This is a genomic window from Calidithermus timidus DSM 17022 (assembly GCF_000373205.1).
In the GTDB taxonomy this organism is placed as follows: Bacteria; Deinococcota; Deinococci; order Deinococcales; family Thermaceae; genus Calidithermus; species Calidithermus timidus.
On record NZ_KB890699.1, the window covers coordinates 126,352 to 153,301 of the forward strand.

General features: G+C 65.2%; 25 protein-coding genes, 2 tRNA genes and 1 pseudogene. 13 read left to right on the plus strand and 15 right to left on the minus strand.

The features are described 5' to 3' along the window. Positions 1–29 precede the first annotated feature (29 nt). The 3 genes from B047_RS0112370 to acs all read right to left on the minus strand — a co-directional run bounded on the left by B047_RS0112370 (position 30) and on the right by acs (position 3,652). On the minus strand, positions 30–824 hold the full coding sequence (locus B047_RS0112370; protein ID WP_018467284.1) for a metal ABC transporter permease: 795 nt from the start codon (positions 822–824) through the stop codon (positions 30–32). Between the two features lie 11 nt (positions 825–835). Then, on the minus strand, positions 836–1,603 hold the full coding sequence (locus tag B047_RS0112375) for a metal ABC transporter ATP-binding protein (protein ID WP_018467285.1): 768 nt from the start codon (positions 1,601–1,603) through the stop codon (positions 836–838). A gap of 102 nt (positions 1,604–1,705) precedes the next feature. Further along, positions 1,706–3,652: an acetate--CoA ligase gene (gene acs, locus B047_RS0112380; protein WP_018467286.1), complete on the minus strand. Its 1,947-nt coding sequence runs from the start codon at positions 3,650–3,652 to the stop codon at positions 1,706–1,708. A 207-nt stretch (positions 3,653–3,859) separates the two neighbouring features. Here acs and B047_RS0112385 point away from each other — a divergent pair, with 207 nt between their 5' ends. From B047_RS0112385 to B047_RS16795, 7 genes and pseudogenes are all read left to right on the plus strand, one after another. Further along, positions 3,860–6,478 (plus strand): AMP-binding protein, encoded by a 2,619-nt coding sequence (locus B047_RS0112385; RefSeq protein WP_018467287.1) that lies wholly within the window; start codon positions 3,860–3,862, stop codon positions 6,476–6,478. Between the two features lie 208 nt (positions 6,479–6,686). Continuing rightward, complete coding sequence (locus tag B047_RS0112390) at positions 6,687–6,941, plus strand: DUF4212 domain-containing protein (RefSeq protein ID WP_018467288.1); 255 nt, start codon at positions 6,687–6,689, stop codon at positions 6,939–6,941. A gap of 11 nt (positions 6,942–6,952) precedes the next feature. Beyond that, positions 6,953–8,688: pseudogene (locus B047_RS16790) on the plus strand (sodium:solute symporter family protein). Between the two features lie 69 nt (positions 8,689–8,757). Next, complete coding sequence (locus B047_RS0112400; RefSeq protein WP_018467290.1) at positions 8,758–9,189, plus strand: hypothetical protein; 432 nt, start codon at positions 8,758–8,760, stop codon at positions 9,187–9,189. Then, a complete protein-coding gene (locus B047_RS0112405; protein ID WP_018467291.1) occupies positions 9,174–10,997 on the plus strand; it encodes a putative nucleotidyltransferase substrate binding domain-containing protein in 1,824 nt (607 codons plus the stop codon). The genes B047_RS0112400 and B047_RS0112405 overlap by 16 nt, the downstream gene beginning before the upstream one ends. 2 nt (positions 10,998–10,999) lie before the next feature. Further along, a complete protein-coding gene (locus B047_RS0112410) occupies positions 11,000–11,578 on the plus strand; it encodes a 3'-5' exonuclease (protein WP_018467292.1) in 579 nt (192 codons plus the stop codon). Positions 11,579–11,635: 57 nt separating this feature from the next. Next, on the plus strand, positions 11,636–12,550 hold the full coding sequence (locus tag B047_RS16795; RefSeq protein WP_040779822.1) for a phosphodiester glycosidase family protein: 915 nt from the start codon (positions 11,636–11,638) through the stop codon (positions 12,548–12,550). Between the two features lie 272 nt (positions 12,551–12,822). On the opposite strand, the gene B047_RS0112420 is transcribed toward B047_RS16795, so the two are convergent. From B047_RS0112420 to B047_RS18565, 8 genes are all read right to left on the minus strand, one after another. Beyond that, complete coding sequence (locus B047_RS0112420) at positions 12,823–13,263, minus strand: hypothetical protein (protein WP_157205919.1); 441 nt, start codon at positions 13,261–13,263, stop codon at positions 12,823–12,825. Positions 13,264–13,476: 213 nt separating this feature from the next. After that, a tRNA-Met gene (locus tag B047_RS0112425) sits at positions 13,477–13,553 on the minus strand. Positions 13,554–13,663: 110 nt separating this feature from the next. Further along, positions 13,664–13,740, minus strand: a tRNA-Met gene (locus B047_RS0112430). An 86-nt stretch (positions 13,741–13,826) separates the two neighbouring features. After that, positions 13,827–14,813 (minus strand): L-glyceraldehyde 3-phosphate reductase, encoded by a 987-nt coding sequence (gene mgrA, locus B047_RS0112435; protein ID WP_018467295.1) that lies wholly within the window; start codon positions 14,811–14,813, stop codon positions 13,827–13,829. Between the two features lie 29 nt (positions 14,814–14,842). Then, positions 14,843–15,247, minus strand: a complete 405-nt coding sequence (locus B047_RS0112440; RefSeq protein WP_018467296.1) for a hypothetical protein — start codon at positions 15,245–15,247, stop codon at positions 14,843–14,845. Continuing rightward, positions 15,244–16,605 (minus strand): magnesium transporter, encoded by a 1,362-nt coding sequence (gene mgtE / locus B047_RS0112445; RefSeq protein WP_018467297.1) that lies wholly within the window; start codon positions 16,603–16,605, stop codon positions 15,244–15,246. Before mgtE ends, B047_RS0112440 begins: the two co-directional genes overlap by 4 nt. 334 nt (positions 16,606–16,939) lie before the next feature. Further along, positions 16,940–17,251 (minus strand): PIN domain-containing protein, encoded by a 312-nt coding sequence (locus tag B047_RS0112450; RefSeq protein WP_157205920.1) that lies wholly within the window; start codon positions 17,249–17,251, stop codon positions 16,940–16,942. Between the two features lie 201 nt (positions 17,252–17,452). Then, the gene (locus B047_RS18565; RefSeq protein WP_275053227.1) at positions 17,453–17,581 is read right to left on the minus strand and encodes a hypothetical protein; all 129 of its coding nucleotides are present in this window, start codon (positions 17,579–17,581) and stop codon (positions 17,453–17,455) included. A gap of 334 nt (positions 17,582–17,915) precedes the next feature. Between B047_RS18565 and ffh the strand changes: the two genes are divergently transcribed. From ffh to rimM, 4 genes are all read left to right on the plus strand, one after another. After that, positions 17,916–19,211 (plus strand): signal recognition particle protein, encoded by a 1,296-nt coding sequence (ffh, locus tag B047_RS0112460; protein WP_018467300.1) that lies wholly within the window; start codon positions 17,916–17,918, stop codon positions 19,209–19,211. Between the two features lie 60 nt (positions 19,212–19,271). Then, complete coding sequence (rpsP, locus tag B047_RS0112465; protein ID WP_018467301.1) at positions 19,272–19,514, plus strand: 30S ribosomal protein S16; 243 nt, start codon at positions 19,272–19,274, stop codon at positions 19,512–19,514. 80 nt (positions 19,515–19,594) lie between these two features. Beyond that, complete coding sequence (locus B047_RS0112470) at positions 19,595–19,813, plus strand: KH domain-containing protein (protein ID WP_018467302.1); 219 nt, start codon at positions 19,595–19,597, stop codon at positions 19,811–19,813. A 7-nt stretch (positions 19,814–19,820) separates the two neighbouring features. Continuing rightward, positions 19,821–20,291 carry a ribosome maturation factor RimM gene (rimM, locus tag B047_RS0112475; protein ID WP_018467303.1) on the plus strand — a complete coding sequence of 157 codons (471 nt, stop codon included), beginning with the start codon at positions 19,821–19,823 and terminating at the stop codon, positions 20,289–20,291. A gap of 16 nt (positions 20,292–20,307) precedes the next feature. Here rimM and pdxH read toward each other — a convergent pair whose 3' ends face one another. Beyond that, positions 20,308–20,943, minus strand: coding sequence for a pyridoxamine 5'-phosphate oxidase (gene pdxH, locus B047_RS0112480; RefSeq protein WP_018467304.1), 636 nt, complete (start codon positions 20,941–20,943; stop codon positions 20,308–20,310). A 19-nt stretch (positions 20,944–20,962) separates the two neighbouring features. Beyond that, positions 20,963–21,742 carry an ABC transporter permease gene (locus B047_RS0112485; protein WP_018467305.1) on the minus strand — a complete coding sequence of 260 codons (780 nt, stop codon included), beginning with the start codon at positions 21,740–21,742 and terminating at the stop codon, positions 20,963–20,965. 55 nt (positions 21,743–21,797) lie between these two features. Here B047_RS0112485 and B047_RS0112490 point away from each other — a divergent pair, with 55 nt between their 5' ends. Then, complete coding sequence (locus B047_RS0112490) at positions 21,798–22,361, plus strand: hypothetical protein (RefSeq protein ID WP_018467306.1); 564 nt, start codon at positions 21,798–21,800, stop codon at positions 22,359–22,361. On the opposite strand, the gene B047_RS0112495 is transcribed toward B047_RS0112490, so the two are convergent. Together B047_RS0112495 and B047_RS0112500 are read right to left on the minus strand one after the other, a co-directional pair. Beyond that, positions 22,345–23,946, minus strand: coding sequence for an FAD-dependent oxidoreductase (locus tag B047_RS0112495; protein WP_018467307.1), 1,602 nt, complete (start codon positions 23,944–23,946; stop codon positions 22,345–22,347). The two genes, B047_RS0112490 and B047_RS0112495, sit on opposite strands and share 17 nt — an antisense overlap. A 3-nt stretch (positions 23,947–23,949) precedes the next feature. Continuing rightward, on the minus strand, positions 23,950–24,954 hold the full coding sequence (locus B047_RS0112500; protein WP_018467308.1) for an ABC transporter ATP-binding protein: 1,005 nt from the start codon (positions 24,952–24,954) through the stop codon (positions 23,950–23,952). A 44-nt stretch (positions 24,955–24,998) separates the two neighbouring features. On the opposite strand from B047_RS0112500, the gene B047_RS0112505 reads away from it, so the two are divergent. Next, a complete protein-coding gene (locus B047_RS0112505; RefSeq protein WP_026234858.1) occupies positions 24,999–26,939 on the plus strand; it encodes a tetratricopeptide repeat protein in 1,941 nt (646 codons plus the stop codon). Positions 26,940–26,950 lie beyond the last annotated feature (11 nt).

Here is a 26,950-nt window from a genome sequence, read left to right on the forward strand (position 1 = left end):
CCGTATAACTAACCCGACAATGGGGGCATTTACTTTTGGCGCAACAGCGAGGCCAGCAGGAACAGCCCGACCTGCATGAGCACGATGGTCGCGCCACTGGGAGTGTCGAGGTGGTAAGAGAGGAGGAGTCCCAGCAGCGAGGTCGCAACGCCGATGAGCACCGCCCACAGGGTCATGCGGGCAAAGGTGGGGCTCAGCATCCTCGAGGTAGCCGCCGGGATCACCAAAAAAGCCGCGATCAGCACGATGCCCACCACCTTGACCGACATCACCGTGACCACCGCGATCAGCGCCGCCATCAGGTAGTCCTGGCGCAGTACCGGCAACCGGTCGGCCAGGGCCAGCTCGCGCTCGAAGGTAGCGTAGGCCCAGCGGCCCCACAGCGGCAGGAGCAGGAGCGTCAGAACACCCAGGATCACCACGGCCAACAGGTCAGGCCAGGCAACGGTGAGGATCGAGCCGAAGATGTACGACAGCGCGTCGGCGGTATAGCCCTGACGCATGGACATGAACAACACCCCCAGGGCCACCGAAAAGGCGAAGAAGACCCCGATGGTGGTATCTTCCCCCAAGCTAGTGCGCTCGCGCACCCAGGTGATGGCCAGGGCCACCGCCACGGCGAAGGGCACCGCGACGTAAAGGGGCTGGATGCCCAGCAACAACCCCAGCGCCACGCCCGCGAAAGCCGCATGGGCCAGCCCGTCGCCCAGAAAAGAAAGCCTCCGCTGCACGATGAAAACCCCGAGGTAGCTGGCGATAGCCCCGACCAGCACCCCAGCCATCAGGGCGCGCTGCATGAAGGGCAGTTGCAAAGCCTCGAGCATGGTCTTCCCTCCTAGCAGATCACCGGGGCGTCATGGGCGTGTCCCACGTGCCCGAAGGCCCGGCTCAGGCATTCGTGGCGCAGGGCGAGGCTGGGTGAGTCGAAGGCGATGACGGTGCGGTTGAGCAGCAGCACGTGCGAGGCATGGTGGCTGGCCGCCTCCCAGTCGTGGGTGATCATGAGGATGGTAGCTCCGGATTGCCGCTGATAGGCCTCGAGGTGCCGGTACAGATCGGCTTCGCCCACCGCGTCCACGCCGGTCGCGGGCTCGTCGAGCATGAGCAATTTGGGCTGACGCACCAGGCTGCGGGCCAGGTACACCCGCTGCAACTCCCCCCCCGAAAGCCGCCCTAGGCGGCGCTCGGCCAGGTGGGCTGCCCCGACCTGCGCCAAAGCCGCCAGCGCCACCTCGCGTTCCTTAGGAGCAATGCGAAAGGGCCAGGCCCGACGCAGGCCGCAGACCACCACCTCGAGGGCCAGCGCCGGGAAGCTACGGTCGAAGCTCTTGACCTGCGGCACGTACCCCACCCAGCCCGCTGGGAGGGCCTTGGGGACCTGCCCGAAGACCTCGGCCCGGCCCGTGAGACGGGCCTCCCCGTCACGCAGGTTGCCGGGGTCCAGGCCCAACAGAACCTTGAGCAGGGTGCTCTTGCCCGCCCCATTGGGACCGACGATGGCCACGAAGGAGCCCTGAGGGATCTCGAGGTTGATGCCGTAAAGCGCCCGGAAATCGCCAAAGCGCACGCCGAGGTCGTAGGTCTGCACCGCCAGTGCGCCCATAACACCTGATAATACGCTATCAATAGCGCCGGGCGGAAGTGAGCGCGGTTACCTCATCCTACGCTGCACGCAAGACACCTTACCCCTATAACTCCGAAGCTGCTACTCTCCCGCCTTCAGCTTTTCGACCACGGTGCGGTCTTCCAGGGTGCTGGTGTCGCCCTTGATGTCGGTTTCGCCCGCGGCGATCTGTCGCAGCAATCGGCGCATGATCTTACCACTTCGGGTCTTGGGCAGCGCATCGGTAAAGCGGATCTCGTCGGGGCGGGCGATCGCGCCGATGACCTTGACCACGTGGGCCTTGAGCTCGTTCTTCAGGGCCTCAGAGCCGCTGTGCCCGGCCTTGAGGGTCACGAAGGCCACGATGCCTTCGCCCTTGATGGGGTCGGGTTTGCCCACCACGGCACTCTCGGCTACAGCGGGATGGGATACCAGCGCGCTCTCGACCTCCATGGTGCCCAGGCGGTGGCCGGAGACGTTGAGCACGTCGTCCACCCGGCCCATGATCAGGTAGTAGCCCTCGGCGTCGCGCCGGGCTCCGTCGCCGGTGAAGTAGTTGCCGGGATACTGGCTCCAGTACTGGTTGACATAGCGCTGAGGGTCACCCCACACCGTACGCAGCATCGCGGGCCAGGGACGGCGGATGATCAGGTGGCCCCCCTCGTCGGGGTTGGAGATGGGCTGGCCCGAGGCGTCCACGATGGCGGGATCGACCCCGAAGAAAGGCTTCCCGGCGTGACCGGGCTTCATGGCGTGGACCCCTGGCAGGGTGGTGATCATGATGCCGCCGGTCTCGGTCTGCCACCAGGTATCCACGATGGGGCAGCGACCCTTGCCGATGACGTTGTAGTACCAAACCCAGGCTTCGGGGTTGATGGGCTCGCCCACCGTACCCAGCAGGCGCAGGCTGCTCAGACGGTACTTCAGGGGCCACTGCTCCCCAGCCTTCATGAAGGCCCGGATGGCGGTGGGGGCGGTGTAGAGAACGCTCACGCCGTGCTTGTCGATGAGCTGCCAGATGCGGCCTGGATCGGGCCAGTTGGGAGCCCCTTCGTACATCACGGTGGTGGCCCCGTTGAGCAGGATGCCGTAGACCACGTAGGAATGGCCGGTGATCCAGCCCACGTCGGCGGTGCAGAAATAGGTGTCCTGCTCTTTCAGGTCGAAGATGTACTTGGCGGTGAGGTAGGTGTAAACCTGGTAGCCGCCGATGGTGTGCAATACCCCCTTGGGCTTACCGGTGGAGCCAGAAGTATAGAGGATAAACAGGGGGTCTTCAGAGTCCATGGGCTCAGCCGGGCATTGATCGGAGGCGTTTTGCATCAGCTCGTGGTACCAGTGGTCGCGACCCGGCTGCATGGAGATGTCCTCGCCCGTGCGACGCACCACCACCACGCTCTTGATGCTAGGAGTATCGGCCAGGGCCTCATCGGCGTTGTTCTTCAGGGGCACCACACTGCCGCGGCGCCAGCCGCCGTCGGCGGTGACGAGCACGCTGGCCTGGGCATCCTTGATGCGGTCGGCCAGGGCCGAGGCGCTGAAGCCGCCGAAGACCACCGAATGGATGGCGCCGATGCGGGCGCAGGCCAGCATGGCGATGGCCGCTTCGGGGATCATGGGCAAGTAGATCGTCACCCGATCGCCCTTCTTCACCCCAAGCCCCTTGAGCACGTTGGCGAACTTGCAGACCTCGCGGTGTAGGTCATGGTAGGTGAGCACCTGGTTGTCGCCGGGCTCGCCCTCGAAGACGATGGCGGCCTTGGTGCGACGCGAGGTGAGGTGGCGGTCGAGGGCGTTGTAGGCGATGTTGGTCTGGGCCCCCACGAACCAGCGGGCATTGGGAGCCTGCCACTCCAGCACCCGCTCCCAGGGCTTGAACCAGTGCAACTCGGAGGCCACCTTGCCCCAGAAGGCTTCGGGATCGTCGAGGCTCTCGCGGTACATCGCCTCATACTGGGCAGGGTCGCTGAGCCTGGCTGCCTGCCTGAACTCCGCGGAGGGTTCGAACACCCGGTCTTCCTTGAGCACGGCTTCGAGTTTTTCGGTCATGGCGCGATCCTCCAAACGAATGCCTTGAAGCGTTGGGGTCAGGGTATGCCCGGGACAGCATCCTGGTCAAGAACCCCTGGCTTTAGCATCATGCGCAAAAGGCCGGATTTTCGTCATTTGCGAATGTAAGGGTTTTCTTGACAGAGCTGGAGCCATGCCCCAATCATAGGCGCCAGTCGAAGCAAAGCACCAAGGAAGGTCCAGACCATGGCTCAAAGCCGTAAGCTCACCACCGTTCAGGCTGCCTTGCGGGTGCTGGCTCATCTCCTCGCCCATCCCGAGGGCCTCGAGGCCGCCCAAGTGGCCCGGCTGCTGGGCAAGAGCCTCTCCACGGCCTACGCCCTGCTGGCCAGCCTGGTGGCCGAGGGCTTCGCCGAGCGCATTGGGACTACCTATCGCGCCACTCCCAGCGCCCTCTCCCCTATCCCCGCCAAAGGCTCAGCGGACATCAGCAGCTTGGAGCGGCTCTACGACGCGCTCGAGGAGCTCTACCTGCGCACCCGCGAGCGCACCTACCTGGGCCTGCTGACCCGCGAGGGCAGGCTGCGCTTGCTGAGCCGGGGACGGCAGGGCCAACCCAAGCCGCCGGGGCTCGAGGGTGAGAGCACCGAGGCGCTGCACGCGCTGGCCCTGGGTAAGGCGGTGCTGGCCTTTCTCGAGGGCGAGCCGCCCAGCCAGTTGCGGGCTTACACCCCCAACACCCTCACCGAGCCGATGGCTTTGCAAGACGAGCTCCATCGCGTGAGGCAGATGGGGTTCGCCGTCGAAATCGAAGAGTTTGCCCAGGGCATCTCGGCGGTGGCCGCGCCCATCTTCGGCCAGGACGGGAGGGTGGTGGGGGCTTTCGGGGTGGTAGTGCCCAGCCGCCGCTTCCCCTATGCCTTCACCCGGCTGGTGCAGGCGGTACGGGAGGTGGCCCACACCGCCTCGGGCTTTCCGCCGAGCGAGGCCCAGGTCCCCGAGGCGGCGGCGAATCCGGCTCCGGCCCTCGAGCCGCAAACCCCCCGCGCCCAGGGCCGGCTGAATCCCCCCGAAACCCTGCGCCGAGCGGCCAACCTCCAGGACTATGCGGGGGAATACCGCCGCAGCCAGGAGGACCTCGAGGGCTTCTGGAGGGCCTGGGCCGAGCGCTTCGAGTGGTTTCACCCCTTCGAGCGGGTGCAAGGGGCGGGGGGGTGGTTCGAACAGGGCAAGATCAACGCAGCCTACAATGCCCTCGACCGCCACGCCGGGAGCAGCCGGCGCAACCAACTAGCTCTGGTCGCCTACGGCGGCGACGGCCAGGTGCACAAGCTGACTTACCGCGAACTGCTCGACCGCGTCGCCCGGCTGGCTGGGGTCCTCAAAGGGCTAGGGGTGGGGGTGGGCGACCGGGTGGCGGTGTACATGCCCACCGGCCTCGAGGCCGCCCTGACCCTGCTGGCCTGCGCCCGCATCGGCGCCATCCACACCGCCATTGCGGCAGGGCTGGGCAGCGGCGCGCTGCGCGAGCGCCTGGTGGACACCCAGGCCCGGCTGCTGGTGGCTTCCGACCGCATGTACCAGTCCGGGCGGGCCCTCTCGCTGGTGCCGCTGGTTCAGGCTGCCACCGAGGGGCTGGATCTCCCGGTGCTCTGGCACGGGCGGGGTGGAGAAAGGCATGCGCTGGAGTTCTGGGAGCTGCTCGAGCGCCAGCGGCCCGACACCCCCGCCGAGCCACTGCCCGCGGATCACCCCTTGTTCATCCTCTATACCTCCGGCTCCACCGGCAAGCCCAAAGGCGTGGTCCACACCCACGCGGGCTTCATGGTGGGCACCACCTACCACCTGCGCACGCTCTTCGACCTCAAGGACGGCGAAACCTTCTGGACCACCGCCGACCTGTCGTGGATCGTGGGGCACGCCTACGGGCTCTACGCCCCGCTGCTGGAGGGGCTGACCACCGTGCTGCGCGAGGAGCGTCCCGACTACCCCGACCCCGGCAGCTTTTACGAGACCCTCGAACATCAGGCGGTGAACGTGCTGCTCACCAGCCCCACCTGGCTGCGCACCTTCCGCCGCCACGGCCCCGAGTGGCGTAGTCGCGCCGATCTGAGAAACCTGCGCCTGGTGGGGAGCGTGGGCGAATACCTGGCTCCCGAGGTCTGGCACTGGGCTACCGAACACCTGGCCTGGACCATCGACAACTGGTGGCAGACCGAGACCGCAGCCCCCTGCCTGGCCACCCCGCTGTGCCTGCCGACCAAGCCCGGCAAGGTGGGCTTCCCCCTGCCCGGCGTGAAGGCGCTCATCCTCGACACCGAGGGCCAACCCGTACCCACCGGACGCAAAGGCCGCCTGGCCTTGCAACCCTGCTTTCCCCAGTTCATGCGCACGCTCTGGAACAACCCTGCCGGCTACGAGAAGGCCATCCAGGAGGGGCTGTACTTCACCGGCGACATCGCGATGAGCGACGAGGAAGGCTACATCACCCTACTGGGCCGGGGTGACGACGTGATCAAAGCCGGGGAACAGCGCATCGGCACCGCCGAGCTCGAGGGAGCCATGCTCTCACACCCGGCGGTGGTGGAGGCCGCGGCCATCGGGCTGCCCGACCCCGAGCACGGAGAGATCATCAAGCTCTACGTAGTGCCCCGCACCCCGGACATGGGACCGGAAGTGCAGACGGTGATGGCCCAAAAGCTCGCCACCCACTTGCGCCGCCAGCTAGGGCCGCTCGAGGTGCCTGTTGAAGTGGTCTTTACTCCCCGGCTCCCCCGCACCAAGAGCGGCAAGATCCTGCGGCGCTTGCTCAAAGCCAGGGAACTCGGGCGCGATCCGGGAGATCTTTCGACTCTCGAGGAATAGCCCAAAAACACTTCTTCTCGGCCAGGTTTCCCTGGCCGGCCAAGTGTTGCCGTGAATCTGTCTACACGGGAATTTCCCGATTTTCGCATATGGCTGAAAAGGGCGGAAAACTTGCCTATGGGGAAAACGGGTGCTAAAGTTCGCCCCAAGACCAAGAACTCGACGTCGTCCACCCATCATCTGATGGTCTTTGGGAGGGTTTGTTGTGATGGATAAAAGCAAGGCAACGGCTTACTGGACGGCCAACCTCAAGCTCATCGTCAGCTTGCTGGCGATCTGGGCGTTGGTCTCGTACGTCTTTGGCATCCTGCTGGCACCGGCCCTCAACGGCATCCGGCTCGGCGGCCTGCCGCTGGGCTTCTGGTTCGCCCAGCAGGGCTCGATCTACGTCTTCGTGGTCCTGATCTTCGTTTACGCCGCGCGGATGCAGCGACTGGACGAGCAGTTTGACGTCCACGAATAAGGGGTGAAGGCATGTCGGTTGAAATCTGGACCTATATCATTGTCGGCATCACCTTTGCCGTGTATATCTACATCGGCTACTGGGCACGGGTGCGCGATACACAGGGCTTTTACGTCGCCGGGCGGGGCGTGCACCCCATCGCCAACGGAGCGGCCACCGCAGCCGACTGGATGTCGGCGGCCAGCTTCATCTCGATGGCTGGCTTGATCTCCACGCTGGGCTACGACGGCGCGGTGTACCTGATGGGCTGGACCGGTGGCTACGTGCTGCTGGCGCTGTTGCTAGCGCCTTACCTGCGCAAGTTCGGCAAGTACACCGTCCCCGACTTCGTAGGCGACCGCTACTACTCCCAGACCGCTCGGCTCATCGCTGCCTTGGCAGCCATCTTCGTCTCCTTCGTGTACGTGGCCGGCCAGGTGCGCGGGGTGGGCATCGTGTTCAGCCGCTTTGTGGGGGTGGACATCGCCACCGGCGTAATCATCGGGGTGGCAGTGGTGGGCTTCTTCGCCATCATCGGCGGCATGAAGGGCGTGACCTATACCCAAGTGGCCCAGTACACGGTGTTGATCATTGCCTATGCCATCCCAGCCTTCGCCATCTCGAGCGTGCTCACCGGCAATCCCATCCCACAGTTGGGCTTTACCTTCAGCGAGCTGATGCCCAAGCTCAACCAGATCCACCAGGAGCTGGGTTTCGCCGCCTACACCACCGGCACCAAGCCCATGATCGACGTCTTCTGCATTACCATGGCACTGATGGTGGGCACCGCCGGGCTGCCGCACATCATTGTGCGCTTCTATACCGTTCCCAATGTGAAAGACGCCCGAGCATCGGCGGGCTGGGCGCTGCTGTTCATCGCCCTGCTCTACACCACTGCCCCGGCGCTGGCCTCCTTCGCTCGCTACAACCTGATCCAGACCCTCAACGGCAAGAGCCTCGAGGAAGTTCGGGCCATCCCCTGGGTGGCCAAGTGGGAAAAGACCCGGCTCTTGCAGTTCACCGACAAGGACGGCGACGGCAAGATCACCTTCGCCCCAGGCCGGGCCTTCAACCTCAAGAGCGGGCGTCCCGACTTCAGCAGCCCCAACCTGAGCAGCAAGAATGAGGTTTATTTCGACAACGATATCATCGTGCTCTCCACCCCCGAGGTGGCGGGGCTGACCCCCTGGATCATCGCGCTGGTGGCGGCGGGCGGCCTGGCTGCAGCGATGTCTACGGCCTCGGGCTTGCTGCTGGTAGTGAGCAGCTCAGTAGCCCACGACATCTACTACCGGCTCATCAACCCCAGCGCCTCGGAAGCCCAGCGGCTGTTGGTGGGGCGGATCATGATCGGCGTCGCAGTGGCGGTGCCTACTTCGGGGTGAATCCACCGGGCTTCGTGGCCCAGGTGGTAGCCTTCGCCTTCGGCCTGGCGGCGAGTTCCTTCTTCCCCATCATCGTGCTGGGTATTTTCGACAAACGCATGAACAGCCAGGGTGCTATCGCCGGGATGCTGGTGGGCCTGATCTTCACCACCGTCATGATCCTGCTGATGAAATCCGACGTGCTCTTCGGTCAAGCGGCACCTGCGCTGCCTAACTGGTTTGGCATCAGCGCTGAGGGCATCGGCACGGTGGGAATGGTGCTCAACTTCATCGTCGCTTGGGTAGTTTCCCGCGCTACCGCAGCCCCACCGGAGACCGTACAGCACATGGTCGAAGACCTGCGCATCCCCCGCGGTGCCGGGGCGGCATCGGCCCACGATTAAGCGTCCTCGAGCCGGTCCCCCCTGGATTCAGGGGGGACCAGCCAGGGAAAGAGCACTTATCCTGAAGCCATGCAGCCGGTCAAAACCACGACCCTGGGCCTCCCCCACCTGTTGCGGCGGGTGGTGGGGATCTACCTGGGAGTGGGGGTGTTCTACCTGCTGGGCAGCCCCCTCTTCGGCTTCCCCGTCCCCACCCCGCTCCAGATGCTCGAGTTGCTCCTGAGCGTGGCGCTGGGCAGCCTGCTGGGAGTCAGCTTCTCCTGGTTCTGGCCCCTGCCCGCGGGGCGGGGCTGGGAGCGGGTGGCCCGCACACTGCTGCTGTCTATCCCGGCGCTGGGCCTGGGGCTGGCCCTCCAACTCCTGCTGCAGGGTCCCCAAGCCCAGCAGGCCATCTTCCTGGTCTTCGCCCTCGCGGCCTGGCTGGCCTCGGGCTTCATCGCACGACTGCCAGGTGAGACTAAAGCGGCTGAGCGGGGAAGCGATAAGTGGAAAACGCCTTGACCCCCCTCGAGTTCATCCGGCAAACCCCTCCCTTCGACCGCCTGCCCCCGAAAGCCTTCGCGGCGGTAGAGCGGGGCCTCGAGGTCAGCTTCTTCCCCAAGGGTACGAGGGTTCTCGCTTACGAGGGGCCACCCAGCCAGCACCTCTATCTCATCCGCAAGGGCGCGGCCCGCCTGCTGCGCGAGGGCCGGGAAGTGCTGCTGCTGGAGGAGGGCGAGTGCTTCGGCTACCCCTCGCTGCTGGCGCAGGACGCACCGTCCTTCGACGTGGTAGCTGAGGAAGATCTGCTGGTCTACCGCTGGGAGCAAAAGGTCTTTCGTGGGCTGCTGGCCTACCCCGAGTTCGCCCAGTTCTTCAGCCAGGGCCTAGCCGAACGGCTGCGGCTGGCCTCGAGGGCCCTCAACCACGTCCCCAGCACCCTCAGCCTCGACCTGAGCATGCCGGTGGGGAAGTTGGTGAGCCGCCCTCCGGTGTTCGTAGCCCGCAGTGCCAGCATTGGCCAGGCAGCCCAGATCATGCGCCAGGAGCGCATCAGCTCGCTGCTGGTCGAAGGCGAACCCCCAGGCATCCTCACCGACCGCGACCTGCGCAACCGGGTGCTGGCCGAAGGGCGCGGCCCCGAAACCCCGCTGGCCGAGGTGATGAGCGCCCCGGCCAAGACCCTCAGCGCCGAAACCCCGCTGTTCGAGGCGCTGGCCTTCATGGTCTCGCAGGGCATCCACCACCTTCCCGTCACCCAGGATGGGCGCATCGTGGGGGTGATCACCGACACCGTGCTCATGCGGCAGCAGACCCGCAGCCCCCTCTACCTGCTGCGCCGTCTCGAGCGCACCCGCAACCCCGCCGACTTGCGGGGCTACCGCGAGGAGCTCACCGGCGTAGTCGAGTCGCTCATGGCCGGAGGGCTGGGGGCTCCCGCAATCGGGCGCAGCGTGAGCAGCCTCAACGACCAGCTCGTGCGGGTGCTGCTCGAGCTGGCCGAGAACAGACTGGGAGCCCCCCCCACTCCCTACGCCTGGATCGTCTTCGGCAGCGAAGGGCGCATGGAGCAAACCCTGCTGACCGACCAAGACAACGCCCTGATCTACCAGGACGACCTGCCCGAGGCCCGGCCCTACTTCGCCCACCTGGCCGATTTCGTGGTGCAGGGGCTGTTGCAGGCGGGCTTCCCGCCCTGCCCCGGTGGCTACATGGCCACCCGCTGGCACAAGCCCCTGACCGAGTGGGAGCGGCTCTTTGACCGCTGGATCCAGCAGCCCAGCCCCCAGGAGCTGCTCGAGGCCCAGATCTTCTTCGACTTCCGTCCGGTGCGCGGGAATCTGTCGCTGCAAAGCCTCGAGCAGCTCGTCACCCACAGCGGTCAGCGCCGCATCTTCCTGGCCCAGATGGCCCGCTCGGCGCTCCAGTTCCGCCCACCGCTGGGTTTCTTCCGCCGCATCCGCGAGGAGGAAGGGGGGGTCGATCTCAAGAAGGGAGGTATCGCGCCCATCGTGAGCCTGGCCAGGGTTTACGCCCTCGAAGCCCAGAGCCCGGCGCGAGGCACGCTCGAGCGGCTCGAGGCCGCCGCCCGCGCAGGCAAGCTGAGCGCCGAGGGAGCCGAGAATCTGGCCGAGGCTTTCAACTTCCTCACGCGCCTGCGCCTACGCGAGCAGCTTGGCGCGCTCCGTCGCAGGGAGGCCCCTGGCAACAAGGTGCCCCTCGAGGCCCTCTCCGCGCTCGAGCGCCGCCATCTCAAGGAAGCTTTTGTGCTGCTGCGCGAGCTGCAGGAGGCCCTCGGTCAGCGCTTCCAGACCGACCTCCTGGGGTAGCGATGCGCTGGGACTCCCAGACCTACTGGGCGCTGGACCTCGAGACCAGCGGCCTCTCCCCCGCCGACCAGATCCTCTCGGCGGGAATGGTGCCCATCCGGCAGGGGGTCATCTGCTACGGGGAGCATTTCTACAGCCTCGTGCGGCCTCAAGCGGGTCTGCCGCTCTCGCGTGAGGGCATCCGAGCCCACCACATCGTGCCCGCCGAACTCGAGGCCGCTCCCTCTCTGGCGGAGGTGCTCGAGGCCATTCACCTTCGCCTGAGCCAGGGAGTCCTGCTGCTGCACCACGCCCCGGTGGATTTAGGCTTCCTGCGCAGGGCCTATGGTCACCTGCGTCGCCCCTGGCCCAAGCCCCGCGTGCTCGATACCGTAGGCCTCATCGCCAAACTGCAAGAGCGCCAGCGGCGGCTCGAGCCCTACAGTCGCCCATTGCCTACCGGCCTGGCCGAAGCCCGCGCCTACTTCGGCCTGCCCCCCCACCTCGAGCACCACGCCCTCTACGACGCCCTGGCAACCGCAGAGCTGTTCCTGCTGCTGCGCTCGAGGTTGGGAGCGCAGACCTTGCGGCAACTCAGGTGAAGGTTGTAATCCCCTTTCAGCGCGCCCCACCTGCGCTACCCTAAATTTACGGTGCAGATGGGACGAAGCACTCGAGGATGGTTGGGGTGGCTGGTGGCTTTCGCCGTGCTTTTTGGCTCGGCCTGGGCGCAGACCTCCAAGGTCTACGTGGTGCAGCAGGGCGATACGCTGTGGGGCATCGCCAAGCGGCACAAGCTGAGCCAGGCCCAGCTCAAACGCTGGAACAACCTGAGGGGCAACGCGATCTTCAAAGGCCAGAAGCTATGGGTCAGCCCGCCGCCGCCCAGCTTCGCCGTCAGGCTCATCGATGGTCCGGTGCTGGGGGTTCCGCTGTTGGCCGTTCAGGTCAATCTGGCCCACCCCCAGGTGCGGATCCGGCCCCTCCTGCCCCAGGGGGGTCTGGGGCGAAGCGGCGCGCCTCTGCCGAGCCTGGCCCAGCGGCCCCGGCTGGTGGCAGCCATCAACGGCGGATATTTTCACCCCCGCACCTTTTCACCCGCCGGAGACCTGGTGGTAGGCGGCCAGCAACTCTCGAGGGGCCGCATCCCCACCGCCCTCTCCATCACACCCGACAATCGCGCACGCATCCACAGCCGCCAGAAGCCCTGGCGTGGCTATGAAACCGTGATCGCCAGCGGGCCCTACGTGCTGCGAGGGGGCCGGGTGGTGGTATGGCCGCGCTCGGAGGGCTACAACGATCCGGCCATCTGGGGCCGGGCCCGGCGCAGCGTGGTGGGCCTGGTCAACGAGCGCTTTCTGGTCTTCGTCAGCACCCGCCAGCCCCTCACCCTCTCCGAAACCGCCAAGGTCATGGCCCGGCTGGGGGCTAAGGACGCCATCCTGCTCGACGGGGGCTCGAGCGCTGGGCTGGTCTGGCAGCAACGCCTACTCATCTCCCCCACCCGCAAGCTGGCCTTTGGAATCGGAATATTCCTGGTTCCACCCACCAAAGTCAGTTCAAAGCGCAGCTAACGCCCGCTGATCTACCTTTACCTGGGGCCCCCGCGAGCAGCGTATAGGGATGGCCGAACTCAACCACGTTGCGAAGCTTATACCAGATTCGGTTAGTTCGTCACCATTTGGTGACGCTGCCCCGCCAAGGCGGGGCGGTCGACCGAAGGGAGACGCCTTTTTCGCCGACCGTCAGGGAGGGGTGTGCTCTGGGATTCAAAAAGATAGCCTCTGGGTTTTGGTTTTGAAGAGTATCTTTTTGAATCCGGTATTACTACCATCAGATCAGCCGGCTAGCGGTAACGCACGAAGCTCAGGAAAAGCTCCGTGCGGGTTTGGGTCACTCCGAAGGCCAGAAAGCCAAATTTGTCGTGTTTGTAGTGGCGCACGGTAGCTACAACGCTCCCCGCTCGCACGGTGTGCTTGGAGAAGTTGCTCCAGCCCGCATCGTCAAGGGCTTTCAAGAGGATGTCGGCCCCCTTGGGGTTGGTGGAGAGATAGGACTCGTCGGAAAAAGGGCTGCGCCCGTTGCCCTTGACCCACAGTTTGATCTGCAGCAAAATCTGGCCCTCGGTACGACCGCACTCCTTGACGAGCCAGGCGGGCTTGGTCATCATGACCACACCGTTGAAGATGCCCTCGGTCTTCTGCGAGAGACAGGGACTTGATTCAGCCCAGGCCATTGGCAGAATCAGCAACAACCACCCAACAATCCGAGCAACAGAGGTATTCATGAACCCTTTATAGACCTCGAGGCCCAGGTCGGCTGGGATTTTTGAGGGATGGGCTCTAAAGTTGAAGTTTGGGTTAAATGTGCAGTGGCTTAGAGCGTTTCGTGCATTCAAGCTCGCCTAGCACAACCCCCGCTGCACCAGTCAAATCACATATCGTCACGGAATATTCACAAACAAAACCCCAGACGGCGGGAAATACCGTCTGGGACGTCTTGGTGGCTGTGGGCGGACTTGAACCGCCGACCTAACGATTATGAGTCGTTCGCTCTAACCAGCTGAGCTACACAGCCAGGCTCTGCGCGTGCCATCAGCACAACGTAAAAAGTGTAGCGTCTGAGGCAAGAGCGGTCAAGTACGGACAATTGAGAAGCGCAGGGGGTGACCCTGCGCCTTTGGGTTCTGGTTGCGGGGACAGGATTTGAACCTGTGACCTTCGGGTTATGAGCCCGACGAGCTACCAGACTGCTCCACCCCGCGATGCTCCTGGCTCGAGAGGGATTGGCCTCCGAAGCCGCAAACTCCAATATAGACGGCAACCGGCAAGGCGTCAAGCCTCGATCGCTCTAGCCCAGAATCGCCTCAATGGCCGACAATTCCTCCTCCGACAAATGCAACTTCCTCAGCGCCCCCACAGCATCGTCGATGTGCTCAGGGCGGCTGGCTCCGATGAGGGCGGAGGTGGTGGTGGGCAGGCGCAGTACCCAGGCTAGGGCTAGCTGGGCGAGGGTCTGGCCCCGGGCCTGGGCGAGTTCGTTGAGGCGGCGCACCTTGACGAGCTTGTCCTCCGTGATGTGCTCGGGCTTGAGGAAGCCGTGGGGCTTGGCCGCCCTCGAGCCCTCGGGGATGCCCCCCAGGTACTTATCGGTAAGCAGGCCCTGGGCCAGCGGCGAGAAGACGATGCTGCCGATGCCCTCCTCGGCCAGCACGGCGGTGAGGCCGTCTTCGATCCAGCGGTTGAACATGGAGTAGCTGGGCTGGTGGATGACGAAGGGAGTGCCCATCGCCCGCAGCATGCGGGCGGCTTGGCGGGTGAGTTCAGGGGGGTAGTTGGACACGCCTACGTACAGGGCCCGGCCACTGCGCACGGCCTGGTCCAGGGCTCCTAGGGTTTCTTCCAACGGCGTGTTGGGATCAGGGCGGTGGTGATAGAAGATGTCTACGTACTCCAGGCCCATGCGCTTCAAGCTCTGGTCGAGGCTGGCGAGCAGGTACTTGCGCGAGCCCCAGTCGCCATAAGGCCCCGGCCACATCAGGTATCCGGCCTTGGTCGAGACGATCAGCTCGTCGCGATAGGGCCTCAAGTCGTCGCGCAGCACCCGCCCGAAGGTCTCCTCTGCCGACCCCGGCGGTGGGCCATAGTTGTTGGCGAGGTCGAAGTGGGTGATGCCCAGGTCGAAGGCCCGGCGGATCATCTGGCGGGCGTCCTCGTAGCAGTCCACGCCACCGAAGTTGTGCCACAGCCCCAGCGAGATAGCCGGAAGCTGCAAGCCGCTGCGGCCTGCGCGACGGTAGAGCATGCTGTCGTAACGGCTGTCCAATGGGTAGTACACGGCAAACCTCCCGGTGACTCCAGCCAATCCTACCCCGAGCCTGAGCCCGCAGGCAGGGAAGCGATGAAGGCCACGGCTTCCTCGGCAGCGGTAATGCGGGCATCACGCCCGACGAACCAGGCCTCGAGGCCCGCCTTATCAAGCTTCTCCAGGTCGCCGGGCTGGCCCAGCAAAATCTTGTGGTCGAGGTCGTTGACCCAAACCATGCCCAGCACCTCGCCCTCGAGCCACACCCCCGGCGCAACGGGCGCCGGGTCGCACCAGATCGCGTCGAGCTCGGCCCGGTCGGCAGGGTTGAAGTAGCCCGGAATGCAGCCGTAGTTGACCGGGGGCAGCTCCCAGCCCCAAGGCTGGCGGGCCACCAGCACCCCGCCCCTCCAGTCGTAGCGCTCGCGGGTGCCGATGGTCCACTCAACTACCATTTCCAGCTTCATAGCTTCAGCAGCCACTTGGCCATGCCCAGGTAAATCAGCAGCCCGGTCAGGTCGCTCAAGGTGGCGATGAGGGGATTGGAGATGAGCGCCGGGTCGAGCCCGATCTTCTTGATGCCGATGGGCAGCAGCGCCCCGACGATGTTGGTCACGGTCATCAGGGTAATCAGCGAAAGCGCCAGCACCGGCAGGATTTCGGTGTGTCCATCGATCACCACCTTGATCGCCAGCACCACCGCTAGGGTGAGGCCCAGCAGCGCCCCCACGCCCAGTTCCTTGAACAGGATGCGCCACCAGTCGCGCCCCCGCACGTCGCCCGTGGCCAGCGCGCGCACGATGAGCGTAGAGGACTGGTTGCCGGTGTTGCCTCCCGCCCCCAGCAGGATGGTGAGGTAGAAGGTCAGGGCGGTGACCGCGCTCAAAGTAGCCTCGAAGCCCTCGAGGATGGTGCTGGAAAACATTCCCCCCACGATCAGCACCACCAACCAGCGCACCCGCGCGCTCCACAGCTCCCACAGCGTCGAGCGGCTGTAGACCAGTTCCGGAGCCTCCACCGCACCCAGGCGGTAGATATCCTCGGTGGCCTCCTCCTCGATCACGTCCACCACGTCGTCGATGGTGATGATCCCCGAGAGCACCCCGTTCTCGTCCACCACCGGCAGGACCTGGAAGTTGTAGTCGGCCATCATGCGGGCCACGACCTCCTGGTCGGTGTCGGTGCGCACGAACTTGACGTCGGGATTCATGATCTCGCGCACGCGGGTCTTGGGATCGGCCACGATCAGGTCGCGCAGGCTCACCACGCCCTCCAGCCGCCCTGCCGCGTCCACGACGTAGAGGTAGTACACCTGCTCGGCGTCAGGCGCCACCCGGCGCAAAAAGCGCAGCACCTCTTCCACGCTCATCGAGTCGCGCAGGGCGATGTACTCCGAGGTCATCAGCCCACCGGCCTCGTCTTCCTCGTACTCGGAGAGTTCCTCGACCTCGGCGCGGGTCTCGGGGTCGAGCTCGGCTTTGATCTCCTCGGCCAGCTCGGGGTCTTCCTCCTCGACGGCCTGCAGGGTATCGGTGAGGTCGTCGAGGTGAAGCTCGCCCAGTAGCTCCTTCACCCGCCAGCGCGGCAGGGCCTCGAGCAGCGCGGTCTGCTCGTCTTCCTCGAGGTGGCTGAAGACCTCGGCGGCTTCACCGGTGGGCAACAGCGTCAGGATGACCAGGTGGTGCTCGGGTGCGAACTCGGCCCAGTGATCGATGATCTCCGGAGCGTAGAGTTCCTCCAGCGCCGCCTTCACCGCTACCGCGTTGCTTTCGGCAAGGGCGTTCTGGAGGTCCTGGATGGCTGCAAGGCGCTCGGTATCGTACATTTGCCACCTCCTTCTGTGCCCGCGTTGCGCTTTAGACAGCACAGCAGCGCGGCCTTGGAAGGAAGCAGCCGTGAAGTACGGGATTGTCGAGGGATTAGCGGTGGCTCAAAAGCACAGAGCGCACCGGGCTAAACCTTCGACTGTCGCTGTAATCTTCCACGGTGCCTCCTGAGACCTTCGGGCCTCCGACCCTGTGCCAGCGGTCCCGAAGGGGCTTAGAGCCTTCGATAGGGTAGCACCACAGGCCCCCGGAGGCAACCGCTCTCGACCTATCCCAAAGCCGGGACTGCCGTGCCCTAGCAGTGGCTGGCCGAGGCCAGGGGATTGAACCAGTTCACGCCCTCAAAACGCCCGAAGCCCTCGTCAGCACTGACCAGGGTAGCCGGGCTAAAGCAGCCAGGAAAGCATCGTTGGCATCGTTTCCCTGCAAAGCCATGTCGGTACAGAGCCTTGACCAGTGGGCCAGGTGATTCGGGCCCGGCTCGATGAGGTAATAGCCGTTCTCTCTGAGGGCCTGCAAAAAAGCGAACACATCGGCTGGCTTTGCCGCCGCTTCTCCCAGGCTCGGCAGGGTGCTGATGCGCACCACCGCCAGCTCGACCACGCTCGGCGCGGCAACTTCCTCTCCCTGTGATACCGGATTCAAAAAGATAATCACCCAAACCAAAGACCTTCAGAGGCTATCTTTTTGAATCCTAGAGCACTCCCTTCGGTCGGGTCAGTTCGTTCCCATTCGGGAACGAACTGACCGAATCTGGTATGATAGCGCAGCAGTGAGCCAGCCATAGCAAGGTCGGTGAAAGGGAGAATCGCGCCTGAGGGCGTAGATGAGTACGTTGGATGAACACTACACCTTGCCCCTGCGCCTGGCTACCTTGCTACGGTCGGCTCGAGCCTCGCTGCTTTGTTGCAGCGCTTTGAGTTCAGCAGGGGTAAAGGTAAAGCCCCGGCCCACGGCGACGGTCGGCAGTTCCACCTTGCACCCCACCCCACCCCCACGCTTGAAGCTCTGTAACAGAGCTTCTTCGATATAGCGGGTCAGCGTCACTCTCCGGCGGGCGGCTTCAGCCTTAGCCTGACGGTAGATTTCGTCCCTGATGCGAAGGGTGGTCTGCGTAGGTCAAATATAGCGGCATATAAAAGATCTGACTTATCCTCTCGCCCCCGCTTCACCTTGCCTTTGTGGCCCAAACTTGATATTGACACGCTCAACCCCGTGCTGCTACCCTAGCGGGCGGCCTCGAGAAAGAGGCCTTTTGATCGAAAAAAAGGCTTGAGTGATTTTTTGAGGTCCGAGGGAGCCCAAAAGCATGTTTGAGACGCTAAGCCGCCGCATCCGCGACGCAGTAGACAAGCTGCGCGGGCGGGGTCGTATCAGCGAGGCCGACCTCAAGGCCACCCTGCGCGAGATTCGCGTGAGCCTGCTCGAGGCCGACGTAAACTTCGAGGTGGCCAGGGAGTTCGTCGCCAGGATCCAGGAAAAGGCCCTAGGGCAGCGGGTGCTCGAGAGCCTCACCCCCGCCGAGCAGATCCTCAGCGTCGTCTACGAGGAGCTCACCGAGGTGCTGGGGGGTGAGGCCAGGCAGCCGGTGCTCAAGAACGAGGGCAACGTGTGGTTTCTGGTGGGCCTGCAGGGCTCGGGCAAGACCACCCACGCTGCCAAGCTGGCCCATTTCTACAAGGGCAAGGGGCGCCGCCCGCTGCTCGTGGCCGCCGACACCCAGCGCCCCGCCGCCCGCGAGCAGCTCAAGATCCTGGGTGAGAAGGTGGGGGTGCCGGTGCTCGAGGTCGCCGACGGCGAGCGGCCCGAGACCACCGCCCAGCGCCTGCGCCAGCACCTGACCTTCGACTACCGCGACCTTGTGCTCGTCGATACCGCCGGTCGGCTCCAGATCGACGAAAACCTCATGAACGAGCTCGCCCGACTGAAGGCGGCCATAGGCCCCACCGAGACACTGTTGGTGATAGACAGCATGACCGGGCAGGAGGCGCTGGGCGTCTCCAAGACCTTTGACGAGCGCATCGGGGTGACGGGCCTGATCCTCACCAAGCTCGACGGCGACGCGCGCGGCGGGGCGGCGCTCTCGGCGCGGCACGTGACGCAAAAGCCCATCTACTTCGCGGGGGTTTCGGAAAAGCTCGAGGGCCTCGAACCCTTCTACCCCGACCGCCTGGCCCAACGCATCCTGGGCATGGGCGACCTGCAAACCCTGCTGGAGAAGGCCAAGGCTGCCGAACTCGAGGCCCCCCTCAAGGCTCCGGGCGAGATCACGCTCGAGGACGTCATCAGCCAGATGCGCCAGATCCGCAAGATGGGCAGCTTCGGCGACATCCTCAAGATGATCCCGGGCATGTCGCGGATGCTGCCGGCCAACTTCCAGGTCGACGACAAGGCGCTCAACCGCCTCGAGGCCATCGTGCTCTCCATGACCCCGCGCGAGCGCCGCGACCCCAGGATCCTCAACGCCTCCCGCCGCAAACGCATCGCCGCCGGTTCGGGCACCAGCGTGCAGGAAGTCAACCGCCTCATCAAGACCTTCGACGACATGAAGGCCATGATGAAGACCCTGCAGAAGACCAAGGGCCGGGGCCTGTTCCGGCGCTAGCTTGACCCAGGAGATAGGCCTTTAGGGCAGTGAATATCTCAGTTTTGAAGGAGTGACGCGATGACCAAGATCCGCCTTTCCCGTTTCGGCTCGAAGAAGAACCCCCACTACCGCATCGTCGTGACCGACAGCCGCAACAAGCGCGACGGCGCCTACCTCGAGCGCCTGGGCTACTACGACCCCCGCAAGACCACCCCCGACTGGCTCAAGGTCGACGGCGAGCGTGCGAAGTACTGGCTCGGCGTAGGGGCCCAGCCCACCGAGACCGTGCGCAAGCTGTTCAAGCAGGCCGGGGTGCTGTAAGCGCGTCGCTAGCCCATAGCCGATGGCTGATGGCCCGAGATGGCTATTAGCGATCGGCTATTTGCTATAAGCTCTTTCCCATGAAAGACCTCGTGGAATACCTGGCCAAGGCCGTAGTGGACCAACCCCAGGCGGTGCGCGTGGAAGAGCGGCGCGGGCGCGAGGGGCCGGTGTACTACGTGGAAACCGCTCCCGCGGACAAGGGCCGCCTGATCGGGCGTCAGGGGCGGGTGATCGAGAGCATCCGCATCATCGTGCGCTCGTACGCCAAGGGGCGCGTTTCGGTCGAGGTGCGCTAGGCCAGGCATGAAGCGCGTGGAAGTCGGTCGGCTCGGCTCGCCCTATGGGCTGGGCGGGGCGATCAAGTTTCATGGCGAGCCGGTGGTGGCCGAGCTCGAGCGCGTCTACATCGAGGGGCTGGGCTACCGGGCCATCGAGGAAGCCTACTACCTGGGCGAGGAGATCGTGCTCGAGCTGGTGGGAGTCGGCACGGTGGAAGCTGCCCGTGCGCTGTCCGGGCGGGCAGTCCTGGCCGACCCGGAGGAGTTACCCGAGCTCGAGGAAGGCCGGTTCTACTACTTCCAGCTCGTGGGGCTGCCGGTGCTGGTGAACGGCGAGCCGGTTGGAGAGGTCATCGACGTGGACGACGCGGGCGCTCAGGACGTGCTGGTGGTGCGGATAGGAAGCAAGCGCCACCTCATCCCCCTGCAGGCCCCCTACGTCAGGGCCAGCGCGACCCGGATCGAAGTCGAGCCCATCCCAGGGCTGCTGGAGTAGCAAGGGCAAACTATACTCACGGTGCCAGCCGCTCGATCCGCCAGCTTTGATCGGGCTGTAAGCGGTAGGCGAAGCGGTCGTGCAAGCGGTTGGTGCGGCCCTGCCAGAACTCGAAGTAGTCGGGCTCGAGGCGATATCCCCCCCAGTGCTCGGGGCGGGGGATGCGCTCGGGATACTGGCGCTTGAGGGCGGCAATGCGCTCCAGCAGCCACTCGCGTGAGGGAATGGGCTCGCTCTGTGGGCTGCAGGCCGAACCGGCCTGGCTCTCGTAGGGACGGCTGGCGAAATAGGCGTCGGAGAGCTCAGGCTCCAGCCGCTGTACCCGACCTTCGATGCGGATCTGGCGCTCGAGTTCAGGCCACCAGAAGCCCAACGCGGCATAGGGGTTGTGCTCGAGCTCGCGTCCCTTGCGGCTGCGGTAGTTGGTGTAGAACACGAAGCCCGCCGGGGAATAACCGCGCAGCAGCACCACCCGGCTGCTGGGCCTTCCGTCGAGGCCAACCGTGGAGAGGGTCATGCCATGCGGCTCCTGGAGATGGGCGTCGAGGGCGGCCTCGAGCCAGCGCGAAAACTGGGTGAAGGGGTCGGGGGAAAGGTCGGAGATCTCGAGGCTGCCCTTGGTGTACTCGTAGCGCAATTTCTCGATGTCCACGAGAGGCAATTTACCGCCTCTAGGCCCCCATGCCCGAGAACTGCCTGAGCCCTTTGCGCCACAGCCAGCGGTTGAGAAGCAGGAAAATCGCGCTCCAGACAGCCAGCACCGCAAAGCCCTGGGCCAGGTTAACCGGGATGCCCGCCAGGATCGAGGCCGGAAAATAGACCAGGTAGGGGAAGGGAGTGAGCGAAGCGGCCTGCCGCACCGCTTCGGGAAAGACGTCGAGTGGAGCGATGAGGCCGGAGAGGAAGAGGTAGAGGATGAACCAGCCCTCCTCGATGGCCGCCGCCCGCTCGATCCAGAAGGACAGCAGCGCAAAGGTGTACTGCATCAAAAAGCGCAGCAGGAAAGCCGCCAGCCCCGTCAGGATGCCCAGCAGCAGGTCGCCCCACTCCGGCACAAAGCGGGCCGGGGGGTAGGTCAGCAGGAAAAGCCCCACCAACACGAGCGCAAAGGGGAAGCGGGTGATGCGCTCGGCCAGGTGGGCCATCAGGTGTTCCCAGTAGGGATCGATGGGCCGCAGCAGCTTGAAGGAAAGCCGCCCCTGCACCACGTCCTGCTCGAACTCCCAGATCACCCACACCACGCTGAGCTGTCGCACGATGAACACGCACAGGAAGTAGCGGGCGAACTCCTGCGAGCTGAGCGCGAAGGAGCCGCCCTCGGCGGCCTGGGTCCACACCCCCATCAAGATCAGGGGCAGGGCCGTCGCAAGGGCCCATAAGAACACCTCCGCGCGGTACTCGAGCATCAGCGCGATCTGGGCTTGCAACAGGGTCTTGAGCTTGCGTCCCATCGCCTCAATCCTAAGCCAAGCCCCCTCCACGGCCCGGCCAAATATCATTAGGCCCATGCAGCAAATGGTTCGCAGCTACTACGCCAAGGCTCTGGCCCGTCCCGGCATACCCTGGCTGGTAGTGCTCGGAGCGTGCGTGCTCGAGGCCATCGCTTTCGGGCTGATGGCGCGCGGGTTCTACCTGGCTCTGCCGCATGGCCAGTTAGAGCGCTACCGCCAGATCTTCGGTGAGTTTTTATCCCGCGTAACCACCTTCGCCTGGGTACCCCTCGTGTTCATGTTCGTCGCGGGGTTCGACAACAAACCCTTCGCGGTCTTTGCCCACAGTAGCCGGGCGCTGCTGGTCTTCGCGCTATTCTTGCTGGCGTGGGCCTGGCTTTTCCCCGTGCCCGTTGCCTGGCCGCTCGACCCCGACCAAAAGGCCTCGCTCATCACCCTCGACCAAAACTACCGCCAGCTCGTCAGCAGCCCCGGCTATCTGATGTTCCGGCTGGGGGTTCCGCTGGTGCTGCTCGCACAGGTGCTCTCGAGCTACATCGGGCTTCAGGTCGCCGGAGCTTACCCCAACAACGCCCGCTGGGCGGTGATCATCACGGCGGCCATCAAATCGCGCTGGTAAGCAGCTTCAGGGCCTGCGCTTGCTGCTGTTTCGAGACCTCGTCGCTCCAGCCGAGTTCCCGCGCCATCAGCTCGCTCACGCGGGGAAGGGCTTTTTGGGCGGCCTGCTGGTCGAGGAAGGCCAGTCGGGTGCGACGGGCCAAAAAGTCCATGGGGGTCAGGGCCATCTCGTGGCGCACGGCGTAGCGCACCTCGGCCTCGAGGTAGGGATAGCCCTCGACCAGCGGTGTGGGGCAGCCTTCGGCCAGCTCGAGCACCCGCGCGGCCCGTGAGCCATAGGTGCGGTGCAGGTGGGCGGCAGTAGCGCGGTCGAGGCCGTAGTTGCGCTCCAGCAGCAAAACCCCACCATACAGGTCCAGGCCCTCGGCTCCCACCAACGGCAGGCGGTCGGTCTGACTGGGGCGCAGCTCGAGACCCCAGAGGCGGGCGGCGTAGGCCACCAGGTCAAGGGCCATCTTGCGGTAGGTGGTCCACTTGCCCCCGGTGAGGGTCAGCAAGCCAGAAGGGCTCTGCTGGATGAGGTGGTCGCGGGCCAGCCGGGCGGTGTCGGCCTCAGGGCGGGAGACCAAAGGACGCAGCCCCGACCACGCGGCGCGCACCTCCTCGCGGCCTATGCGCCCCAGGTAGGGCTCCACCTGGCGCAGGATGTAGGCGATCTCGCCCTCGCTCACGCCGGGGTGGTCGCTGGGCTGGGCGGGGTCGTCGGTGGTGCCCACCAGGGTGTGCCCCAGCCACGGCAGCACGAACACCACCCGTCCGTCCTCGGTTTTGGGGATCAGGAGGCCGGTCTGAGGCGGGCTGTACTTCCCGTCCAGGACGATATGGACTCCCGAGGAGACCTTCAGGAGGGGAGGGGCGTCGGGGTCGTCGAGGCGGCGGATGGCGTCGCCGAAGGGGCCGGTGGCGTTGACCACCACGCGGGCTTTCACCTCGAGCTCCCGCCCGCTGAGCCGCTCGCGCACCACTGCCCCGCACAGCCTACCCTCTTGTTTGAGCAGTGCGGTCACCTCAGCCTGATTGAGCACCACCGCGCCCTGTTCGGCGGCGGTCAGGGCCAGCGATACGTTGAAACGGGCGTCGTCGAACTGGCCATCCTGGTAGGCCACCGAGCCCACCAGGCCACTGCTGCGTATCCTGGGAAAGGCCTCGAGCGTCTGATGGGCGGTGAGGTAGCGCGACGTGGCGAGCCGGCCCTTCCCGGCCAGCAGGTCGTAGAGCTTGAGGCCGAACCAGTAGTAGGGCACCTCCCAGATTTTGTACAGCGGGGTCAGCAGCCACAGCGGGCGGGAGAGGTGGGGGGCGATGCGCAGCAGCGTAGCTCGCTCGTGCAGCGCGTCGCGCACCAAGTTGAGTTGCACCCGGTCGAGGTTCTTGACGGCGAGCTCGAGGTAGCGCACCCCGCCATGAATGAGCTTGGTGCTGCGGCTGGAAGTGCCCTCGGAGAAGTCGAAGCGCTCCACCAAAGCCACCCTGAGCCCGCGACTGGCCGCTTCCAGCGCCACCCCGCAGCCGGTAGCTCCACCGCCGATGATCAATAGATCGAAATTTTCCCGCTCGAGCCGTTCGATGGCTTCTGCCCGCTTCATCGTTTATATCTTATCCTTCACTCCCCAAACCACCTCGCCCTGAGCGAAGACCTGGGAGATCACTTCCTCCACCGGAGGCTCGCGCACCTCGAGGTCTTCCACGCTTAGCTCGCGCAGCATCTGACCCACTGCGCCCACCAACTCCTCGCGCCGCAGCAGCAGCCTGGCCTGAAGGCCCTGCAGCTCGCGCACCTCACCGTAGCGCTCGAGCTCGGCCTGGGAGACGGGGCGGTTGAGCTTGAGCAGCACCTCGCGATAGGGAGCGAAGCGCTCGAGCAGCCCCGACAGCCCCCCGTCGTAGATCAGGCGGCCCTGGTGGATCATGATCACCCTGGGGCACAGCGCGGTGATGTCGGCCATGTAGTGGCTGGTGAGCAGGATGGTGGCCTGGTAGCGGCGGTTGTACTCGCGCAGGAACTCGCGCACCGAGGTCTGGGCATTGACGTCGAGGCCCAGCGTGGGCTCGTCGAGGAAGAGCACCCTGGGCCGGTGCAGCAAAGCCGCCAGTAGCTCGGCCTTCATGCGCTCGCCCAGCGAAAGCTTGCGCACCGGCTGGGTCAACTTCCCCTGCAAATCCAGCAGCTCGGCCAGCTCCCCCACCCGCCGCCTGAGCTCAGCGTCGGGGATGTCGTAGACCGCGCCGTTGACCCGGAAGGAGTCCCAAGCAGGCAAATCCCAGATGAGCTGCTGCTTGTTGCCCATCACCAAGGTAATTTGCCGCAGAAAAGCTGCCTCACGCCGGAAAGGCTCGAAGCCCGCCACCCGCACCTCCCCCTCGCTGGGGTGGATCAAGCCGCTGAGCAGCTTGAGGGTGGTGGTCTTGCCCGCTCCGTTGGGGCCCAAAAAGCCCACGATCTCGCCGGGCTCGAGGCCAAAGGATACCCCCTTGACCGCTTCCACCAGGCGGTACTTGCGGCGGAAGAAGTGCTTTAGAGTCCCCCTTAGCCCCGGTTCTTTGAGGGCCACGGGGTAGCGCTTGACCAGATTGCGTGCGGTGATTATGGCCACTCCGGATAGTGTACCGAGAAATAGCAGGCTGTTAGCATGAGGTCATGCTACGTCGGTTAGCCGGATGGCTGCTGATCCTTTGCTTATGGACTGTGGGCTGGGCCAAAGGGCTGGTCTTACCCTTCGAAGGCCCCGGAGGCAACGCTACGGCCCAGGCTTTTGCCCAGAGCCTGGGGGTAGCCGCGCCCTCACTGGCGGCCCTGCTATTGCCCGACTTGCCCTGGGAGGGCAGCTACGAGCGGGTAACGGGCAGCCTTTACACGGCGGGCGGGGCCCGGCTGGCCCTCGAGAGCACCCGTGCCGACTGGGTATTGCTGGGCAAAACCGGGGAAAGGGGGGAGCTGGTGCTGTTCCTCGCCACACCCAAGGAGGTGTTCACCGCCCGCTTCACCCAGCCCCTGCTGGCCCTGCGCTGGCTGGGCAGCCGCTTGGACCTCAAACCCGGCCCCTTCGAACCCGACCCGCGCCAGGAGCGAGACCTGGCCAAGCTGGCGCAGGGGGAGCTCGAGGGGGTAAGCCGCTTCCCCGTGCCCAGGGCCCTCTACGAGGCGGCACTGGCCCTGACCGAAAACGGGGAGCTCAAAAGCAACCTCGAGCCCCTACCCCGGCCCCTCATCGAGTTCTGGAGCGATCTCGCGGCAGGGAAACCGCTGCCGGCCTACAGGGCCATATCCGACCTGCAAGAAAACCGCACCGCACTGGCCCTCAACCAGGCTCACAAGCTGGCCCAGGGCAACGCCCTCGAGCGCATCGCCGCCGTGATGGTGCTGAAGGCGGGCAAAGACCCCTCCTGGCGGACGGTGGCGCGGGGGCTCAGCGAGTACGCCCCCGAGATCGCCTACGGCTGGGAACAGCGGGGCTTCGCCGCGCTGGAAGAGGACAAGCCCGCCGAAGCCGCTCAGGCCTTTTCCAGGGTCCTCGAGCTCTTACCCCAAAAGCGCTCGGCCTGGACGAATCTGGGCTGGGCGCAGTACCTCAAGGGAGATAAGGCCCGCTCGCTGCAGGCCAGCCTGCAAGCGCTGCGCCTGGGCGCCGACCCCACGGCCATGTACAACCTGGGTCTGGTGCGCGCCCTCTATGGCGACTTCGTGGGCGCCAGGGAGGCCTATACCCGCGCCCTCGAGAGCGACGAGGAGGAGCTCTATCGCTTGGCCATCGAGGACCTGCAGAACTCCGGCGACGCCCGCATGAGCTACTGGATGGGCTTCCTGGCCGAGCGGGTGGGCCTGCTCGAGCGGGCTCAGGGGTACTACCGGGCTTTTCTGGAAAGCCACCCCAAGCACCCGCTGGCGGGGTCAGCCCGCCGGGCTCTGGCCCAGAAAGGAAGGCTCGAGGTGCAGCTCGTGGCCCTGCTCCTGCGTCCCGACAGCCCCGACGCCAGGCCCTTTCACGCCGGGGAAGTGCTTTTCCCCCAACTTCGGCTGGTGGGCAGCCCCTACCTGAGCCAGCAACCGCTCTCGGTACGCCTGCTCGACGCTCGGGGCACAGCGCTGATCCAAGCCAGCAAGAAGATCGCCTTCCGGGCTTTTACCACCGAGCTCGTGGAGCTGGCTCCGGGGGTCAAGCTGCCTGCCGAAGGACGCTACACGCTCGAGGTGCGCTACGGTGAAGCCGTAGTCCGTCAGCCGCTAGAGGTGCTGCCCGCCAGTCTGGCCCGCCAGCTCTACGTGCTGGGGTTGGAGCCGCGTGGCTTGAATGGGGTGCCCCTGCTCGATGTAGCCGAACTGCTGGGGCCGGAAGGCGACAAGCTGCTGCTGCAAAAGCTCGAGGCCGAGCTCAAGGCCGCTGCTTGGGCGGCGGCCCTCGATCCCCGTCTCTCCCAGCCGCTCAAGGCCGGTCCCTACGCGGGCCAGAGCGTCGCGGAATTGCTGCGCAAGGCCGAACGTAAGGTGCTCGAGGCCTTCTTGCAAGCCGCCGTGCAAGAGCCTTGGCTGCTGGGCGAGAGTGACGTGGTCAATGCCTTTGTAAACTGGGCGCAGCAGTAAACACCCGAGAG

What these genes read in the sequence shown, in the direction of transcription:
- B047_RS0112470 (WP_018467302.1), top strand. Translation starts at nt 19,595, where the DNA reads ATGAAAGACCTCGTGGAATACCTGGCCAAGGCCGTAGTGGACCAACCC.
- B047_RS0112505 (WP_026234858.1), top strand. Translation starts at nt 24,999, where the DNA reads ATGCTACGTCGGTTAGCCGGATGGCTGCTGATCCTTTGCTTATGGACT.
- B047_RS0112375 (WP_018467285.1), bottom strand. Translation starts at nt 1,603, where the DNA reads ATGGGCGCACTGGCGGTGCAGACCTACGACCTCGGCGTGCGCTTTGGC.
- B047_RS0112440 (WP_018467296.1), bottom strand. Translation starts at nt 15,247, where the DNA reads ATGAAGCTGGAAATGGTAGTTGAGTGGACCATCGGCACCCGCGAGCGC.
- B047_RS0112400 (WP_018467290.1), top strand. Translation starts at nt 8,758, where the DNA reads ATGCAGCCGGTCAAAACCACGACCCTGGGCCTCCCCCACCTGTTGCGG.
- B047_RS0112490 (WP_018467306.1), top strand. Translation starts at nt 21,798, where the DNA reads ATGCAGCAAATGGTTCGCAGCTACTACGCCAAGGCTCTGGCCCGTCCC.
- acs (WP_018467286.1), bottom strand. Translation starts at nt 3,652, where the DNA reads ATGACCGAAAAACTCGAAGCCGTGCTCAAGGAAGACCGGGTGTTCGAA.
- rimM (WP_018467303.1), top strand. Translation starts at nt 19,821, where the DNA reads ATGAAGCGCGTGGAAGTCGGTCGGCTCGGCTCGCCCTATGGGCTGGGC.
- rpsP (WP_018467301.1), top strand. Translation starts at nt 19,272, where the DNA reads ATGACCAAGATCCGCCTTTCCCGTTTCGGCTCGAAGAAGAACCCCCAC.
- B047_RS0112410 (WP_018467292.1), top strand. Translation starts at nt 11,000, where the DNA reads ATGCGCTGGGACTCCCAGACCTACTGGGCGCTGGACCTCGAGACCAGC.
- B047_RS0112390 (WP_018467288.1), top strand. Translation starts at nt 6,687, where the DNA reads ATGGATAAAAGCAAGGCAACGGCTTACTGGACGGCCAACCTCAAGCTC.
- B047_RS0112495 (WP_018467307.1), bottom strand. Translation starts at nt 23,946, where the DNA reads ATGAAGCGGGCAGAAGCCATCGAACGGCTCGAGCGGGAAAATTTCGAT.
- ffh (WP_018467300.1), top strand. Translation starts at nt 17,916, where the DNA reads ATGTTTGAGACGCTAAGCCGCCGCATCCGCGACGCAGTAGACAAGCTG.
- B047_RS0112420 (WP_157205919.1), bottom strand. Translation starts at nt 13,263, where the DNA reads ATGAATACCTCTGTTGCTCGGATTGTTGGGTGGTTGTTGCTGATTCTG.
- B047_RS0112485 (WP_018467305.1), bottom strand. Translation starts at nt 21,742, where the DNA reads ATGGGACGCAAGCTCAAGACCCTGTTGCAAGCCCAGATCGCGCTGATG.
- B047_RS16795 (WP_040779822.1), top strand. Translation starts at nt 11,636, where the DNA reads ATGGGACGAAGCACTCGAGGATGGTTGGGGTGGCTGGTGGCTTTCGCC.
- mgtE (WP_018467297.1), bottom strand. Translation starts at nt 16,605, where the DNA reads ATGTACGATACCGAGCGCCTTGCAGCCATCCAGGACCTCCAGAACGCC.
- B047_RS0112370 (WP_018467284.1), bottom strand. Translation starts at nt 824, where the DNA reads ATGCTCGAGGCTTTGCAACTGCCCTTCATGCAGCGCGCCCTGATGGCT.
- B047_RS0112385 (WP_018467287.1), top strand. Translation starts at nt 3,860, where the DNA reads ATGGCTCAAAGCCGTAAGCTCACCACCGTTCAGGCTGCCTTGCGGGTG.